The organism is Kiritimatiellales bacterium, assembly GCA_041656295.1.
In the GTDB taxonomy this organism is placed as follows: domain Bacteria; phylum Verrucomicrobiota; class Kiritimatiellia; order Kiritimatiellales; family Tichowtungiaceae; genus Tichowtungia.
Genome location: JBBADV010000027.1, coordinates 1 through 17,511, shown reverse-complemented (window position 1 = coordinate 17,511; position 17,511 = coordinate 1). Strand labels below are relative to the sequence as shown.

14 protein-coding genes, 1 tRNA gene and 1 pseudogene are annotated in these 17,511 nt (G+C 47.7%); 12 read left to right on the top strand and 4 right to left on the bottom strand.

Annotated features, from left to right (window positions below):
• From WC959_12020 to WC959_12000, 5 genes are all read left to right on the top strand, one after another.
• Positions 1–1,484: heparinase II/III family protein (locus tag WC959_12020; protein MFA5689846.1), on the top strand; the 1,484-nt coding region annotated here is incomplete at its 5' end.
• A 14-nt stretch (positions 1,485–1,498) separates the two neighbouring features.
• Positions 1,499–3,361: a heparinase II/III family protein gene (locus WC959_12015; GenBank protein ID MFA5689845.1), complete on the top strand. Its 1,863-nt coding sequence runs from the start codon at positions 1,499–1,501 to the stop codon at positions 3,359–3,361.
• Between the two features lie 33 nt (positions 3,362–3,394).
• Positions 3,395–4,177 (top strand): TIM barrel protein, encoded by a 783-nt coding sequence (locus tag WC959_12010; GenBank protein ID MFA5689844.1) that lies wholly within the window; start codon positions 3,395–3,397, stop codon positions 4,175–4,177.
• Between the two features lie 40 nt (positions 4,178–4,217).
• On the top strand, positions 4,218–5,369 hold the full coding sequence (locus WC959_12005) for a M14 family zinc carboxypeptidase (GenBank protein MFA5689843.1): 1,152 nt from the start codon (positions 4,218–4,220) through the stop codon (positions 5,367–5,369).
• Positions 5,370–5,468: 99 nt separating this feature from the next.
• Entirely contained in the window at positions 5,469–7,220 is a 1,752-nt protein-coding gene (locus WC959_12000) for a hypothetical protein (protein ID MFA5689842.1), read from the top strand.
• 51 nt (positions 7,221–7,271) lie between these two features.
• Here the strand turns inward: WC959_12000 and WC959_11995 are convergent.
• A pseudogene (locus tag WC959_11995) lies at positions 7,272–7,669 on the bottom strand (transposase).
• Positions 7,670–7,958: 289 nt separating this feature from the next.
• Positions 7,959–8,033, bottom strand: a tRNA-Arg gene (locus WC959_11990).
• 193 nt (positions 8,034–8,226) lie between these two features.
• On the opposite strand from WC959_11990, the gene WC959_11985 reads away from it, so the two are divergent.
• Positions 8,227–8,442: a hypothetical protein gene (locus tag WC959_11985; GenBank protein ID MFA5689841.1), complete on the top strand. Its 216-nt coding sequence runs from the start codon at positions 8,227–8,229 to the stop codon at positions 8,440–8,442.
• A 375-nt stretch (positions 8,443–8,817) separates the two neighbouring features.
• Positions 8,818–9,594 carry a platelet-activating factor acetylhydrolase IB subunit gene (locus tag WC959_11980; protein MFA5689840.1) on the top strand — a complete coding sequence of 259 codons (777 nt, stop codon included), beginning with the start codon at positions 8,818–8,820 and terminating at the stop codon, positions 9,592–9,594.
• Here the strand turns inward: WC959_11980 and WC959_11975 are convergent.
• Positions 9,572–10,387 carry a PocR ligand-binding domain-containing protein gene (locus WC959_11975; protein ID MFA5689839.1) on the bottom strand — a complete coding sequence of 272 codons (816 nt, stop codon included), beginning with the start codon at positions 10,385–10,387 and terminating at the stop codon, positions 9,572–9,574. The genes WC959_11980 and WC959_11975 overlap by 23 nt on opposite strands.
• Before the next feature lie 109 nt (positions 10,388–10,496).
• On the opposite strand from WC959_11975, the gene WC959_11970 reads away from it, so the two are divergent.
• Positions 10,497–11,513 (top strand): uroporphyrinogen decarboxylase family protein, encoded by a 1,017-nt coding sequence (locus WC959_11970; GenBank protein ID MFA5689838.1) that lies wholly within the window; start codon positions 10,497–10,499, stop codon positions 11,511–11,513.
• 315 nt (positions 11,514–11,828) lie between these two features.
• On the opposite strand, the gene WC959_11965 is transcribed toward WC959_11970, so the two are convergent.
• Positions 11,829–12,671 (bottom strand): helix-turn-helix transcriptional regulator, encoded by an 843-nt coding sequence (locus tag WC959_11965; GenBank protein MFA5689837.1) that lies wholly within the window; start codon positions 12,669–12,671, stop codon positions 11,829–11,831.
• Between the two features lie 93 nt (positions 12,672–12,764).
• Between WC959_11965 and WC959_11960 the strand changes: the two genes are divergently transcribed.
• From WC959_11960 to WC959_11945, 4 genes are all read left to right on the top strand, one after another.
• Positions 12,765–14,135, top strand: coding sequence for a hypothetical protein (locus WC959_11960; protein ID MFA5689836.1), 1,371 nt, complete (start codon positions 12,765–12,767; stop codon positions 14,133–14,135).
• A 228-nt stretch (positions 14,136–14,363) separates the two neighbouring features.
• The gene (locus tag WC959_11955) at positions 14,364–15,170 is read left to right on the top strand and encodes a PIG-L family deacetylase (protein ID MFA5689835.1); all 807 of its coding nucleotides are present in this window, start codon (positions 14,364–14,366) and stop codon (positions 15,168–15,170) included.
• A complete protein-coding gene (gene nagB, locus WC959_11950) occupies positions 15,161–15,997 on the top strand; it encodes a glucosamine-6-phosphate deaminase (protein ID MFA5689834.1) in 837 nt (278 codons plus the stop codon). Before WC959_11955 ends, nagB begins: the two co-directional genes overlap by 10 nt.
• Before the next feature lie 126 nt (positions 15,998–16,123).
• On the top strand, positions 16,124–17,511 hold a 1,388-nt coding region (locus WC959_11945; GenBank protein MFA5689833.1), incomplete at its 3' end, for a DUF3604 domain-containing protein.

Below are 17,511 nucleotides of genomic sequence, written 5' to 3'. Positions count from 1 at the left end.
CTACAGCAAACAGTTCCGCCGCGCTTCCTTTTACATTGGAATCTGGCATGATTTATCAATTAACAGCCGAGTTTACAATGGGAGCAATCGATACCGCAAACACTGCATGGTGCGGCATTTCTTTTTGTACAAGTGGCGACGAACTGGAACATGCACCGGACAAGAATAGTTTTTCACGGTTTTATGCTCAGCTCAACGGTGATGTCACGGCTGTATCGGACAGCAGTACTAAAAGACAAAGACTTTATACCGGAGGAGATGTCACTCTTTCAATTATTCTTAATACAATCGGCACGGAGTGGTCTATGCACTATTTTTTGAATAATTCTCTTTATACGAGCAGCACGGTTACTGCAGCAGCAGCACCGGGATCAGAGCTGTACATCAAATTCGGCCATTACAGGCAGGTCGGAGAGGCGACGATCAATAACTTTACTTTTGAAACAATACCTGAACCCCCTCATAATGTATATTGCCTGTTTGCCTGTGGAGGAGAGTTGAAACATCATCGTCATTATGACGCACTCAGTTTTACTATTTATTCAGATGATAGTTTTTTAGCACTGGATAGCGGAGACCGGTCGGGAGAGGTAGAGAAAAATAGAGATCATATTTTAAACTATTATATACAAAGCGTTGCTCACAACACGATTCTCGTTCATCAAACAAATGAACCAACGACAACATATTGGGGGAAAGCATCTGTTATGGATGGCGGGCAGCATAATTTCACAGGGTCCCGGCTGGAAGCCTTTGAAACCAATGCCAGTTATACGTATGTTGCAGGCGATGCTACTGGTTGCTATTTCCATGGAGGCGGGGGCGATCTGCCGGAAAAGGTCAGTCTGGTGACACGGCAGATGGTTTTTCTGCGACCGAATTATTTTGTGATTTTTGACCGCGTTAACAGTATTCGTTCAGAATATCCAAAAACATGGTTGTTGCATACGGTGAACCAGCCGCAGTTAAAAGAAGATATTTTTTACGCTGATCACGAGAATCGTCGATTGTTTTGCCGAACTCTTCTGCCCGTAAATTCCATCATATCAACTGTGGGTGGCGCGGGTAGAGAATTTTGGTCAGCAGGCCGTAACTGGCCGTTGCCATTTACTGATGAAGAAATGGCAGAAGCAATACATGACACTGCTGGACGATGGCGAGTTGAAGTTCAGCCTTCTACTCAACAACTTAATGACTGTTTTCTGCATGTTCTGCAGGTGACTGATCAAAATATTGGTGAGATGACCATGACAGAATTATTACAAATACAGGATTTCTATGGAGTAACCTTAACTGCTGATGGCAGTCAATGGGACATTTACTTCAACCGAACGGGAGCATTAGGCGGAAAAATATCCTGTAAAGGGAAGATAAATTTTACCAGAGACTTTAGGCAGGATATTCAGATGCAGTCCGGAATAATTCCTGAAAAAACACAATTACTGTTTATTTTTGGAAAAAAGCTTTCTTTGCCGGAGACCTAAAGAAAGGAATGATCATGAAGCAATTACGATTTAATAAATTTTGCATTATTGTTGCCCTGTTTGGTGCAGGACAAATCTTTGCGAAGCAAATGATATTTAATCCTATGACGGAAGAATATCTTAACACACATCTAAATCATACGCGACCTCGTTTGGTGCTGACACCGGAGGTCAAGCAGAGGTTAAAAGAAAAAATAATAACTGATCCAGCTATTAAAAATGTATACACTCTTTTAAAAATGCATGCAAAAACTGTGCAGACTCAGCCTCTCCAAGAGCGAGTCAAGCTTGGGCACAGGATGCTGGGTATTTCCCGAAGAGAACTTTACCGTATTAACGTCTTGGGCATAGTGTACTGTATAGAGAAAGATCCAAAGATACTGGCGCGTTTGAATGATGAGGTTGTTTCTGTATGTAATTTTTCTGACTGGAATCCAGAACATTTCCTTGACGTCGGTGAAATGGCACTGGCGGTATCGCTTGCACTTGATTGGACGGCAGGCGATCTCCCTTGGGAAACAATTGATTTGGCGATGGATGCGCTGATCGAAAAAGCGATTAACCCCAGTTTTTTGGATAATAAAGACACATGGTGGATGAATGTATCACATAACTGGAGCCAAGTCTGTCATGGGGGATTGATTGCTGCGGCGCTTACTATTGCAGAACGTGAACCGCAATTAGCAGCAAAAACAATTCGGCGAGCGCTTGACAGCCTGCAAAATCCACTTGCGGATTATGCACCGGACGGTATTTATCCTGAAGGCCCGTCTTATTGGGAATACGGGACCATCTATACGGTCATCACCATCTCTATGCTGGAAAATGCATTCGGCACAGATTTTGGACTTTCAGACTCTCCTGGATTTATGGAAAGTGCTCTTTTCCGGCTAATGACCGAATCGTCAAATGGGTACTACAATTATTCTGACTGCGCAGATGTTTGCAACAATGATGAAATCACTCTGGCGTGGTTTGCCGCCCGGACCGGCGATGCGGTTTATTACCAGAAAAACCGATTTCTTCGCCCCCTTGGTAAAATAGGCTATCCGGGGCGCTTTATGGGACTCTGTCTGATCTGGCTTGCGCAGTATGAACAGACGACTGCTTCTGAACTGCCTACTGCATGGTGTGCGCGGGGCCTCAAGCCGGTTGCAGTCTTTACTGGTGGTAACAACGACCCTCGGCATTATTATTTTGCAGCTGTCGGTGGCAAGGCAGAGCTCAATCATGGAAACATGGATGGAGGCTCTTTTATTTTTGAGCTGGATGGGGTTCGCTGGGGAATCGATTGTGGAAATCAGAGTTATTATAATATTGAAAAGACAGGATTTGATTTATGGAGCGCTACACAGAATAGTCAGCGCTGGACTCTGCTCACAAAAAATAATTTTGGTCACAGCACAATCACCATTAACAATCAGTCATACCGAGTTGACGGTAAAACCGAATTGATTGATTTCAGAGACGGTGACAAGCCGATAGTGATTTTTGATATGACAGCTTCTTTCGGTGATTTGACAAAACGTGCCTTACGAACATTTACCAAAGATAGTTCGATATCACTTACTGTTCAGGATCAAATTATTCCGGCAGAAAAAACAGAACTTGTCACTTGGCAATTCATAACTATTGCCGATACTGAAATCATGTCAGAAGGGGCAAAACTTAGAATTGATGAAAAAGAATTGGAGTTACAGAATCTATCACATCCGTCCATCCCGTTTACCATTATATCTCTTGATCCGCCACCATTAGCGCTGGATAAGCAAATTAAAAATTTAAAGAGGATTGAGTTGCAAATTCCAGCTTCTGCCGGCGAAGAAATTAATATCTACATTCGTTTGTCAGGGTCTCAATCGGTGGCATGTAAGTGAAAGGCAATAGAATTGAATTTAGAAAGGAACGCTATGCTAAAGACTGGAATTTGTTCCATTACATTTCGACAATTTAGTATTGAAAAAATCACAAATCTTGCAAAAAAAGCAGGCCTGGATGCCATTGAGTGGGGGAGCGACATTCATGTTCCCCCTGGTGACATCGATGCGGCGGAAAAAGCCAGAAAGATTACATCCGATGCCGGACTCGAAATTTCATCCTATGGCTCCTATTATCGAATATTGGATGAAACTCAGGAACAGATATTTCAGCCGTTTTTAGACAGTGCTCTGACTCTCGGAACAGATACGCTTCGCATCTGGGCAGGCAATCAGTCCTCTGAATTGATTTCAGAAAAATACCGACAAACTCTTGTTGAAAAATTGCGTCAAGACCTTGATTTAGCTTCATCAGCTGGTGTACGTCTTGCGCTCGAATTCCATGTTAGTTCGCTCACCGACAGCAATGCTTCTGCACAGAAATTACTTAAAGAAGTCAGCCATCCTAACCTATATCTTTACTGGCAGCCGGTTTACTGGTTGGCCGATTTCGATTATCGTTTGCAGGGTTTGAACATGCTTAAAGATCGCATCATAAATTTACATGTCTTCAATTGGCAATTTAATCCCTCTTGTGGAAATTGGGGGGAAAACATTATTCGTCGCCCTCTTGAAAAGTCTGAGGCGGAGTGGAAGCGCTATTTTTCTGTTCCACTTTCAGAGGGGATTCATTATGCACTAATGGAATTCGTTCCTCATGACGATCCCGAACAGTTTCTGATAGAAGCACAAACTTTTCGGCGACTTGTCAGTTAAAATATTTTTTGAAGGGAGAAAATAGATAGGAAAAAACATCATGAAAAATTTAATACTCAACTGGATAATAACATTGGTAATAATTTTTAATTTTTCTACAGCTGAAGAACCCAATTTAAAATGTCAATTAACGATGACACTGGATGAAGCGGTTGCTCATATACCTGTACGGACATTGCCGGCGTTTTGGATTACTGATTCAAAAGAAATGAAAAACAAGCTTTTATGTATTCAGGCTGGGACTGTACGTGACTTGACAAAATCAGCTGGAGGACGGCAGATATATGTTATTACGTACGGCGAACAGGAGGTGCAGCCTAGAAGCGCAAATTTTAACTCTGCGATAGGAGCTCATGAACCATCTGTTTTTTGTGATAAAGAAGCACGAAAAAAACCAGTAATATTATTTGTGGGTCCTGTACATGGGCATGAGACTGAAGGAGTTATTGGTTTGATGAACTTTATCCATGTAATGGAAACAGGCAAAGATTTACGAGGACGACCTTGGGAAAAATTACAGAATGCAGGCGCACAGTGCCGATTGGTAATTATTCCATGCAGCAATCCTGATGGGCTTGACCGCTTTATACCGAAATCATTACAAGGCATGAAATTTGAAGACCTTCGATTTTGGGGGCAAGGAACGTGGGCAGATGGTACATTATGTGGCTGGCCTCGTGTTAAACGTCAACACCCAATGAAAAACTATGGATTTTTAGGAGGATATTTTAATGATAATGGGGTTAATCTGATGCATGATGAATTTTTTGATCCCATGAGTACAGAAGTGAAAACGATCCTTGATTTGGCACGAAACGAAATTCCCGATTTGACTGTATCTCTGCATAGTCATGAAGAAGCTCCCGAGCTTTTATGTCCGGCATATGTCCCTGTTGAGGTTAAACATCGAATTAAAGCACTTTCAATAAATTACAATAAAAAACTGGAAGCATGCGGATTGAAGTTTCGTAATTTTAAATTGAGCGAAGAACAGGGTGATATTCCTCCGTCATATAATTTAATTTCAGCAATTTATCATGTCAGCGGTTCGGATGTATTTACATTTGAAAGCCCCCATGGTCTTGCAGATAAAAATTTTACGTTGTTTACCTTCGATGAACTACTTGATGTGCAATTAATACTGTATCAGGAAATGTTAAATTCAGCACTTATGATGAAAAATATGAAATAAGAAATAAAGCTGGTATCGATACTTGGCAACGTCGTTTAATTTTTTAATTTAACGTTTTTCTTAATCAATAGTGAGTTTTGTTTAACAGGAGTTGTTTTTATGAACGTACCATGGGTTGAAATTATTACAATTGCCGCGTATCTCTGTTTTCTGGTTCTGGTCGGGGTGCTGTTCAGCCGGCAGAATAAAAACAGCGACGAATATTTTAAATCCGGCAGCAAGGGTACCTGGTGGCTTGTCGGCATTAACATGTTCATGGCGGGCATCAGCGCGCACACATTCGTTGGAAACGCTGTCGGAATTTATGAAGCGGGCTGGAATCCAATGGCAATTTACGGTGCGAACGTTCTGTCGCTGCTGATCTGCTCGCTGGGATTTGCGGCGATGTATCGGCAGCTGCGCGTTGTAACCATTTCTGAAGTTGTCCGTATGCGTTTCGGGCAAAAGACGGAACAGCTGGTGGCGTATATTTTTGTGATCAACAATATGATCTGGTCCGGCCTGGTGCTTTACGGACTGGCGGTGTTCACGCAAAAACTTTTTCCTGAAACTCCGGCGATGTGGGTGATTATCTCTGTCGGCATTATCGTTTCAATTTATTGTACCGTCGGCGGCAATTGGGGAATCATGGCAAATTCGTTTGTTCAGGGGTTGATCATGATTTCAATGACCACTCTGGTTGCGATTCTTTGTCTGAATAAACTTGGGGGAATCCGTGAGTTTTTCTCCATGATTCACTCGGATCGCCAGCTTGCTGCATCCTACAAGCTGTTCAGTCCGAAAGAAGGAACCGGTGGATTCTGGGCGGCGAAATACGGCTTAACCTGGTTCATATTTACCGGGCTGACGCAATTCATTTCGCAGACCGGAATTTTTCAGTCGGTTCGTTATTTTTCGGCGAAAGACGGCCGCGAAGCGAACAAAGCGTCGTTGTTTGCCGCCGTGTTAATGGCTGCCGGCGCGTTTCTTTGGTTCATTCCGCCGATGACATCGCGGCTGCTGTACAGCGCGCAGGTGATGGCGTCGCATCCGAATCCGCTGAAAGCGCCGGAGTTTTCTTATGTGATTGCCGGACAGAATCTCCTTCCCGCCGGTTTGATCGGATTGCTGATTGTGGCGATGTTCTGTGCGTCGGTCAGCTCAATGGATGTCGGTTTAAACCGGAATGCGGCAATGCTGGTGCGCGATATGCTGCCGATTTTCCGGCGCTGGTTCAGGCTGCCGGAATGGAGCGATGCCAAACAGATTCTCGCCGGAAAGATTGCTACGTTTCTTCTTGGAATGGTCGTTACCGCCGTTGCCATTTTTTATTCACGGATGGAAGGCGTTTCGATTTTCGATATGTTCCTCAATATCGTCGCTTTCTTCATGCTTCCATTGCAGATACCGATGATTCTTTGTCTGTTCGTTAAGCGCACAGCGTCGTGGGCGGTGTTTGTCTCTATGCTGGCGGGATTTCTGCCGACACTGATTGATAAAATATTTAATCTTGGAATGAGCTATCAGCTGCGCGGATTCATGGTTGTTCTTTTCTCGGTGAGTGCGTATCTGATTGCCGCGCTTTTTTATAAACGTAGCCCGCAGGAATATAAAGAGCGCTGCGAAGAATTTTACCGGCGGATGCACACGCCGATCAATTTTGAAAAAGAGGTTGGTTCTGCGAATGACAGTTTTCAGCTTCGTATCATCGGACGGCTTTCTGCTGCAACCGGCGCGCTGCTGATGCTTCTGCTTCTGGTGCCGAATGATCTGTCCGGCCGGCTTTGCATTTTCAGTGTGTGCGGATTCATTCTGCTGGTGGGATTGGTGATGGTATTGGCGGCGAAGAGACGTGAACGGACGGGATGTTAATGAGTTTGAGGCTGGTATAGATGATTAAGTACATTAGATGTTTAGGGCGTGTTAACACAAGCGTAAGAATTCCATAATGAACGCGAAGACAATGAACCCCAAAACCATAATGTCCAGTTTGTCATAACGGGTGAATACCCGGCGACAGGATTTCACCCGCCGGATGAGTCGCTCAACCTCATTCCGTCTTTTATAGATTATTGTATCGTAATCCCATGGGTTTTTCCGGTTCGGGTTAGGTGGAATAACAGGTATAAACCCGAGCGCCTGAGCCGGTTCACGGGTTTCATCCCCTTCATACGCACGATCCATAAGCAGATGGCACGGTTCCGGGATTCTGCCCATGCGCATCAGCAATTCTCTGCCCCGCGGCGCGCGTCACCCTCGTTGCCGGCAGACAGGCAGAAAATTACTGCCTGACGAGCAGTTGCGGCAACCAGATGTATCTTTACGGTTAGATTCTCCAAAGAGACATTGCCGCGCTGCGTCGGAAACACATCGGCAATCCGGTCGTATTGTTCCTGTGTAAGTTTCATGCGGAATTTTTACGGCATCCCGGCATGAAATGCAACAGTGCTAACACGCCCTAGAGTATATCGTTATAAGATATGACTACAAGAACAGGTAGCTGCCGTAGAACCGGTGCATGCAAAAAGACTCTCTTTCCCTTCACATCGCGGCACAACATTTTTTATCAATAAATAAAGGGTTAAAACAGAAGTCTTAATCCTTACAAACTGGTGCGCTTGCCGGGAGTCGAACCCAGATCGCCGGCTTCGGAGGCCAGTGTTCTATCCATTGAACTACAAGCGCGGAAATTGAGAAGCTACCGTTTACCGGCACATTAGTTAACCAGAAAAATCATTTTTCTATCAGAACGGTAGATTGGGGTAGATTGTAAAAAAATATCCGGATTAAATTCGGTTCATCACGAAGAAGTGTCTTCAGGATTAAAAAAAGAGCCAGCTGTCGTTTTTTCAGTGCATTACAAAAGAAAGGAAAACAGATGACAACCGGCGAATTAAAGCATGTTCAGGGTATTACGGGTTTCAAGTTCAAGAGAGGGCGTTTTCGTCGCAGCGGCGGCGGTTTCTCTCTCTCCACCCAGAACGGCAGTACCCTGTCCTCGCTTTGTTTTGGAACAGATACGCTTGAATCTGACCGGAACGCCCCGCTGGATTTACAGCCTCTTTACCAAGTAAAAAACCGGTTCTTGCGATAACCGGTACGCTGGATAATCTGCTGTGACTGCGTCTGCTCAACTCATGAACCACTGCTGAACGGCTTGGAATTAACCGAAATTCGGCGATTCATTTTTAAGCTTATCTTCACCAGGTTATTTCCGGACAGGACTCTTCAAATACGGAGTTTCTCACAACATCACAATTGTAAAAACCGGGAAAGCCTCGATTATAACAGTTGAAAATCCTGATCGGTGTCCCGAAATTTTTATGGGAAATCGACAATGTCCCGGAAATAAAAACTTCAGAATATTTATTTCTGAGAATAAGCGGAAAACTTAACTTGCCTGCAGGCAAAAGGAACAGTACTTATTTACCGGTCTTTTGATTGTTTAACGCTGAGCCGGAGGTTTGTAATGAAGAAGTTTATAAAGGGTTTATCTGTTCTGTTGTGCGCCGGATTCGTCGCCGGATGTTTTAATTCAACGCCGCAGTGGGAACAGGAACTTGCCGGAAAAACGCACGCAGCGGTGATGCCGGTGGATCGTACGGATCGCGACTGGTGGATGCCGCGCCATGAAGAAAAACTGGCGGCGATACAATCCGGTAATGTGGATCTGGTGTTCATCGGCGATTCAATTACTCACGGCTGGGAAGGTAAAGGCAAAGAAGCATGGGATGAATATTTTACGCCGCGCAATGCGGTGAACCTCGGTTTTTCCGGTGACCGCACAGAGCATGTGCTGTGGCGTATTGATCACGGCGGGCTGGATGGAATCAATCCGGAAGTCGCAATGATTATGATCGGCACCAATAATTCCGGCCGTGACAGCGCCGAAGAAATTGCTGATGGAATTAAAGCGATTGTTGCGCGTATTCGTCACAAACTGCCGGAAACTAAAATTTTGGTACTGGCAATCTTCCCGCGCGGCGATGCAGCGCAACGCGCAGATAAAACCGGCGACGCAACGTATAATGAGAAGTGGGCGAAAAATGATCAAGCCAGTGAAACCGTTGCAAAGATCGCCGATAATAAAAAAATATTTTACCTCAATATCAACCAGGCATTTCTCGACGCCGATGGCGTTCTGCGCCGCAGTGTGATGCCGGACCTGCTGCATCTGAATGAAGACAGCTACCGCGTCTGGGCCGAACAGGTTGATCCGATGATCAGCCGGCTGATGGCGGAATAAATTTTTTATGTGTTGGCGCGTGCCCGAAATTTTTCCGGTAAAGGCGTGAGAAATAGAGAGGGTCGTTAAAGCCGGTTTGTTCGGCGATTTGTTTGACCGGCATGTGCGGGAATGTTCTGAGCAAACGGCTGGCCTCCTGCAGCCGGCGATTAATTTGATACTGCCGGAAGCTGACGCCAGTGAGTTTTTTAAACAGATGCGCAAAACCGGACGGGCTGCGCCCGGTTTGTGCCGCTGCTTTTTTCACACTGATGGTCTGTTCCGGATTTTTTTCAATACGGTCAATCAGCGGTTGAATTAAATCAAAATCGCGCAGGTGAACTAAGCTGTGTATTGAAATCTGATCCGCCATGAGCTGGAGTATATGCAGCATATCCGCAACCTGCTGTTCCGAAAAAAGCGGTGTTTTTGCATGCAGCGGTTTCAGTTTTTCCGGCGGGGAGCATTCCGGCGTACGAAACTGGCCGATCATAATTAAACCGGCACAGCGCCCGTGCAGTGAAACCGGAACGACGGCTTCGGTTAAATTTCCATGACAGCGATATGAAAGCGGGCGGTTTTTTTGTTGCGCCTGTAAAATCATTTTTGCATCCAGCCGCCGGCATTTTTCGTTAAACGCCGGATCAGTTCTCCGCTGCAAACAGTACTCGCAAACCGGACGGCTCAGGCCGGCGCAGATTTCTTTTCCGGACGGTGAGAAAAATCCGGTACGCACGTTCAGCAGTGATGAAAAATGATTCAGCATGTCCTGAAGTTCCGGTTGAAGCACAGCAGCGAACGGTTTTTTTATCATGGAATAAATATTAAGTTATATTGCAGTTTAGTCCATATTTATTGCTGTCGACTCTATTTACAAAAAAAATTGCACAGTGTTGAATGTAACCGATGAACCGGAGAAGTTTATGACAAAACGTGAAGTGATTCGAATGGTGCTGGAAGGAAAAAAACCGCCGTATGTGCCGTGGTCGTACAAATTTACACATGAACCGGAACAGATGTTAAAAAAGCATTTTAAAACAGATGATCTGGAAACGGCAGTGGACAATCATATTGTCCGGCTGGGCAGCGATATAGGATTTTTTGAAGACATCGGTAACGATCATTTTCGCGATGTATTCGGTGTAGTATGGGACCGGAGCGTTGATAAAGACATCGGCGTTGTACAGGGCTGCGTTATTCCTGAACCGGATATGAGCGGTGTAAAATTTCCTGATCCATGCGATGCACGTTTCTTCGCCGGCATCAAAGAAAATATTGCCGCGCGCGCCGACTGCTTTCGCGTGTTTGAGCTCGGCTTCTCTCTTTTCGAACGTGCATGGACACTGCGCGGTATGGAGAATTTGATGATCGACATGATCGATCATCCGGAATTTGTCCATGAACTGCTCACGGCAATTGCCGATTATAATATCGCGCAGGTACAGAAAGCACTCACATATGATATCGATGCTGTTTATTTTGGCGACGACTGGGGACAGCAGCACGGATTAATTATGGGGCCTGCGCTCTGGCACGAATATATTTATCCGCAAATCAAACGCATGTACAGTACGGCGCGCACCGCTGGAAAATTTGTGATGATTCACTCCTGCGGTGACGTCGATGAATTGTTCGATGATCTGATTGCCGCCGGACTTAACAGCTTCAACCCGTTTCAGCCAGAAGTGATGGACATCTGGTCGATCCTGCCGGAATATCGCGGGCGGCTCACATTTCACGGCGGACTCAGTATTCAGAAAACGCTGCCGTTCGGCACGCCGGACGATGTCCGCCGCGAATCGCGCCGGCTGCTCGAACTCGGTGCCGCCGGCAGTTACATCTTCTCGCCGTCACACGCAGTTGAAAGCGATACATCGTTCGAAAACATTTTAACATTCATTGATGAAGCGCGTAGCCAGCCCGGCTGGCAAAAAAATTAATTTACCGCCGGAATCAGAGCAATTTAATTTTTAGCAGAACCGCAGATATTGCAGATAAAGACAGATTGATTGGTAAAAGAGTTGTGGTGCGGGACACGGTTGCGGCTCCTTGCGCGGCTGCCTTTCACAAGTTCAAGCCTCTCGAAGAAAGGCTTTGCAAATGCAAAGCAGCGGAGCGGCAGTCTTCACGAACATAAAATGAAATACATTCGTGTTTATTCGTGAAAATTCGCGGGGAAATTTTTTCAAAGATTTTTTACACGTTCCCGAATCTTGAATCCTGAACTTTGAACTCTGAACCCCGAACTCTATCTCCTATCCCGCACTGTTCCGGTAAGCGCGCGGTGACTTGCCGGCGCCGGTTTTAAAAGCGCGGCTGAACGACTGCAGTGAGCTGAATCCGGTTTCGCCGGCGATTTCGGCGACGGGCAGATCGGTTGTGCGCAACAGCATCATTGCGCGGTTGATCCGGCAGTTGCGAATATGACTGCCGAGTGAAATACCGGCGGTCTTACGGAATTTTTCACGCAGCCATGATTCAGATACGCCGGAATTTTCGGCAAAATCAGAGATGCCGGCGGCGGGGTGTTCGTGCAGAAAACGGTTCACGCGGTGCAGAATATTTCCGCCGGCGCGCACCGGAACCGCTGCCGGTGCACCGGCCGCTGACTGCTTCAGTGCAATTAACAGCAGCAGCACCAGCGCCTGCAGTTTTTCCGCCTGGCCGCCGGTTTTTTTTGCCAGCCACGTTTCTAGAATTTCCGCCAGCAGTTTTCCGGCAGCAGCGCTGTTCTTAAAAATCCGGTTGCGCAGCGGCGCGAGAAACGATTGCGGATCAAGCTCGAATGTGCAGAAACCCCACTTCAATTTTTGTTTTTCCAAGTGACTGTAATGATGAAACTGAAACGGATGAATCAGCAGCATCTGTCCGGGATAAAAACGGAATGTTAAGTGATCGATGTGAACATAACCGGCTGTTTCCAGATTAAAAATCAGCACGAAGCGGTGATGCGACCGGCTCAGCAGCGCTTCTTCCTGCAGCTTTTGTTTGGTATGGCGCGCAAACAGCAGAATATTCTGCGGCGCAGGCAGCGGGGAGTTCCCGGTACCCGGAAAGTAGTCGGACGGATCACTGAGTTTGAGCAGTTTGGCATTCACGCCGAAAAAATTACCGCCGGAATTGTTAAAAGTCAGTCGAATAAGATAACTATTTAATATTTCTTCTAGAGCCGCATATTTTATTCTTATGGCATGAATTGTGAACCCAAAATAAAACCGGTGCTGGATACAGATTTTGTTCCGGCGGCACTGTGGAATCGTGAATATCGTAAAACTGCGGATGTGCCGGTGCGAATTGCATTCGTGCGTCCCGACCAAACCTGCTCAGTGTATGAAACAAAACTTCTGCCGCTGACGCCGGCGAACGAAGCGTGCTCGCTGTTCCATCTTGAACGGCTGCTGAAATTTCTGCTGTGGCAGCGCGGCGGGAGTACCGTGCTGATTTCCGGCGCAGATGCGTTCACGAAAAAACTCGCGGCGATCTACTCACCGTCCGGTGCGCGCAGATTTGATTATGAATTTTTCGGCGGAAAAGTGTACGGACAGCCGTTGTCGATTCTCGCTTGTGCGCCGGAAGAAATTCCGCCGGAGAACGAAACGGCAGTTGCGCTGGGACGTCATTTCGACGGCTGCCGCATCGGTTTTGATCTCGGCGGATCGGATCGTAAGTGCGCCGCCGTAATGGACGGCAAGGTGGTGTTTTCGGAAGAGATCGAATGGAATCCCTATTTTGAAAACGATCCTGAATATCACATTACCGGGATTCATGAAACGCTGCAGCACGCGGCGGCGCATCTGCCGCGCGTGGACGCCATCGGCGGGAGCGCCGCCGGCGTGTATGTGAATAACGAAGTGCGAGTGGCGTCGCTCTTCCGCGGTGTGTCGCCGGAAAATTTTGAGCGGAAAATCCGGCGTATCTTTTTCGATCTGAAAGCGCGCTGGAACAATGTGCCGTTTGAGGTGGTGAACGACGGCGAGGTGACAGCGCTCGCAGGATCAATGTCGATGAATGAAAACGCGGTGCTCGGAATTTCGCTCGGCACCAGTATGGCCGCCGGGTATGTGACGCCGGACGGCAATATTACGCCGTGGCTGAACGAGCTGGCGTTTGCGCCGGTGGATTACCGTGCGCACGCGCCGGCGGATGAATGGTCCGGCGACATCGGCTGCGGCGTGCAGTATTTTTCGCAGCAGGGTGTTGCGCGGCTCGCGCCGCTCGCCGGAATTGATTTTGCGCCGGGACTTCCGTTCGCCGAACAGCTGATTGAAGTGCAGAAACTGATGAGCGCCGGCGATGAGCGCGCCGCAAAAATTTATTCCACCATCGGAACCTGCCTCGGGTACAGCATTGCGCACTATGCCGGCTTTTATGAAATCCGGCGAGTGCTGCTGCTCGGCCGCGTAACCTCCGGCGCCGGCGGCGATATAATTATTCAGAACGCTGAAAACGTTTTGACGTCCGAATTTCCGGCGCTGGCAGAACAGCTTAAAATTGTGACGCCGGATGAAAAAGATAAACGCCACGGGCAGGCCGTCGCTGCAGCGAGCTTACCTGAGATTTGAAAAATAAAACCGCGGATAACACGGATATAAACGGATTTTTAACCACGAATGGACACGAATTTTAACCACTAATCTTCAGTTATTTTGCCGCTTCGCTGCTTTGCGTTCGCAAAGCCCTTCTTCGAATGACTAATTATTAGTGCTGATTAGTGTTAATTAGTGGTTTGAATTTTTATATCCGTTTTCATCCGTGTTATCCGCGGTTCAAAAAATGAATGGAGGAGTAAAATGACAAATCCGTATCTTGAGTTTGTGAAGAATATTGAGGCCGGTGTGCAGAATGCAAAAAGCATTTCGCCGGCCGGAATTGAAACGCCAGTACAACCGGCAGAGCGTAAAGCACTGCTTTTCTCGCCGCACCCGGACGATGAATGTATTACCGGACTGCTGCCGCTGCGGCTGATGCGCGAAGCGGGGGTAAAAATTATTAATGTGCCGGTAACGTTCGGCAGCGATGAAAAGCGCCGGCCGGGCCGCGCTGCCGAGCTGAAAGCAGCGTGCGGATTTCTCGGCTGGGAGATTTATCCGCGCAGCAATTTTATGAATCTGGATGTCGCTGGAATCATGGAAATTCTGCAACGCGAAGCGCCGGAGATTATTTTTTTCCCGCACGAGCGCGACTGGAATTCGCGTCATATTAAAACGCATTTTCTGCTCGCTGAAGCGCTGGCGGCACTGCCGCCGGAATTTTCCTGTTTCACCATCGAAACGGAATTCTGGGGCGCCATGGACAATCCGGATCTGATGATTGAAGGCGATGCGGTTTGCGTTGCCGATCTGGTAGCTGCGCTCTCCTTACACACCGAAGAAGTCGCGCGCAATCCGTACCATTTGCTGCTGCCGGCGTGGATGCAGGATAATGTGCGGCGCGGCGGCGAACTCGTCGGCGGACAGGGCGGCACGCCGCCGGAATTTTCATTCGCGACGCTGTACCGTCTGCGCCGGTGGCAGAACGGTAAATTTTGTTCTGTGCCGGACGCCGGGAAATTTGTTTCAATGCAAACATCATTAAAGGAGTTATTCGCATGGAAGTAATTATTCAGAAAGATGCAGAAACCGGCAGCCGTACGGCGGCGAAAATTGTAGCGCAGTTGATTAAGAAAAAACCGGACGCAGTGCTCGGGCTCGCCACGGGAAGCACGCCGCTGCTGCTGTATAAAGAGCTGATCCGCATGCACAACAAGGACGGACTCGATTTTTCCGGCGTCAGAACATTTAATCTTGATGAATACATCGGGCTGCCGGCGGACCATGAACAGTCATATTACCGCTTCATGCACGAAAATTTTTTCGATCACATTAATATCGCGCCGGAAAATATTCATATCCCCGACGGCATGACAAAAGATATTCCGGCGTTCTGCGCCAAATATGAAAAAACGATCATCGCCGCCGGCGGCATTGATCTTCAGGTGCTGGGCATTGGATCAGACGGACACATCGGATTCAACGAACCGGTTTCCTCGTTTGCTTCGCGCACACGCATGAAAACGCTGACGCAGCAGACCGTGGCTGATAACGCGCGCTTTTTTTCCGGCGATGAATCACAGGTGCCGAAACACTGCATTACCATGGGAATCGGCACGATCATGGAAGCGCGCATGGCGCTGATGCTCGCATTCGGCGCCGGCAAAGCCGACGCGATTGCCGCGACCATCGAGGGTCCGGTTGCCGCAATTATGCCGGCGTCTATTCTGCAGCATCATCCCGTTGCCAAAGTGTTCATCGACGATGCCGCTGCCGGAAAACTGAAACTCGCCGATTATTACCGCTGGGTTTATTCCAGCAAACCGAATGAATCGTGTCGCCGCAAAAATCAGAATAAAGAAACTGCGGATAACACAGATAGAAACGAATTTTAAACCGCGGATTTATGCGAATGAACACAAATTAACGTTGAATATTTTGTGTCTTTTGCGCGTTTTTGCGGCAATTTAAATCCGTATTATCTGCGGTGAAATTCTCATTCTAAAAACGGAGCATTAAAAATGAAAGCGTATGAAAATCTGAATCCGTATTTCGGCGACCTGCACACGCACTGCAGAATTTCCTATGGACACGGCCCGCTCGAAGATGCGCTCAAAAATGCGGAGGAACAGCTCGACTTCTGCTCCGTTACCGGACACGCGCACTGGCCCGATATGCCGGCGCCGGACGAGCGCATTCAATACATTATCGATTTTCATAAAGAAGGTTTTGCGCGCCTCAAAGCCGGCTGGCTGAAAATACTTGAAACACTGAAAGCCCGCGACCGCGCCGGAAAAATGATTATTTTTCCGGGCTTCGAAATTCACATGAATTCCGATGGCGATCGTACCATTTTTTATAAAGAACTCGCCGGCGAAATTCTCTATGCCGAAAGTCTGCCGGATTTGTATAACCGCCTGAACGCGCTCAACGCCGCCGGAAATGACGTCATGAGTTTTCCGCACCACATCGCCTACCGGCGCGGCACACGCGGCATCAACTGGGAAACATTCGCGCCGGAAATTGAACAGAACGTTGAACTCATCTCCATGCACGGCTGTTCCGAAACCAGCGAAAACACGCGCCCGTTTCTGCACTCTATGGGCGGCTCCGACTGGGAAAGCACTGTGCAGTACGGACTCGCCGCCGGAAAAATTTTCGGTTTCCTCGGCTGTACCGATCATCACAGCGGGCATCCCGGCAGCTACGGCCACGGCGCCACCGGCGTCTGGGCGGAAAGCAAAACGCGCGACGCCCTCTGGAACGCCATTCGCGCACGCCGCACTTACGCCATCACCGGCGACCGCATCGCTCTCAAATTCAGTATCAACGGCAATCCAATGGGTTCTGTTCTGCAAAATTCCGGCGCACGCGAAATTGAATTCGACGTCAGCGCCGGCGGCGCCATCGACTATGTAGATATTGTAAAAAACAATCAGATCTTCCGGCGCTTCTCCGAATGCGATGTGAAACCGGCGCCGGCCGGCAAAATCATCCGCACTAAACTTTATCTCGAGCTCGGCTGGGGCGAGCGCAAAAAAATTACACCGTGGGAAGTTGACTTCGGCATCAGCGCCGGAAAAATTCTGAATGTCGAACCGCGCTTTCGCGGGCGCGAAGTTGTATCGCCCGTCGAACAAACCGGCGGCGAAAGTGAGTATTACACATCGCACTGGGAAAAAACCGGCGAGCGGTCCGTGCATTTCGTCACCAAAAGCGAAGCCAATCCGAATAACATGACGCCGGCCACGCAAGGCATGTGTATCGAAGTTGAAATGCCGGTGAATGAAAATATTGTCGCAAACATCAACGGACAAAAAGAAACCATACCGCTGCAGCGTTTAATTGCCGGTGCACACACCGGACATCTCGGCGACATTGATTCGCCGTGCTATCGCTTCAGCCGCGC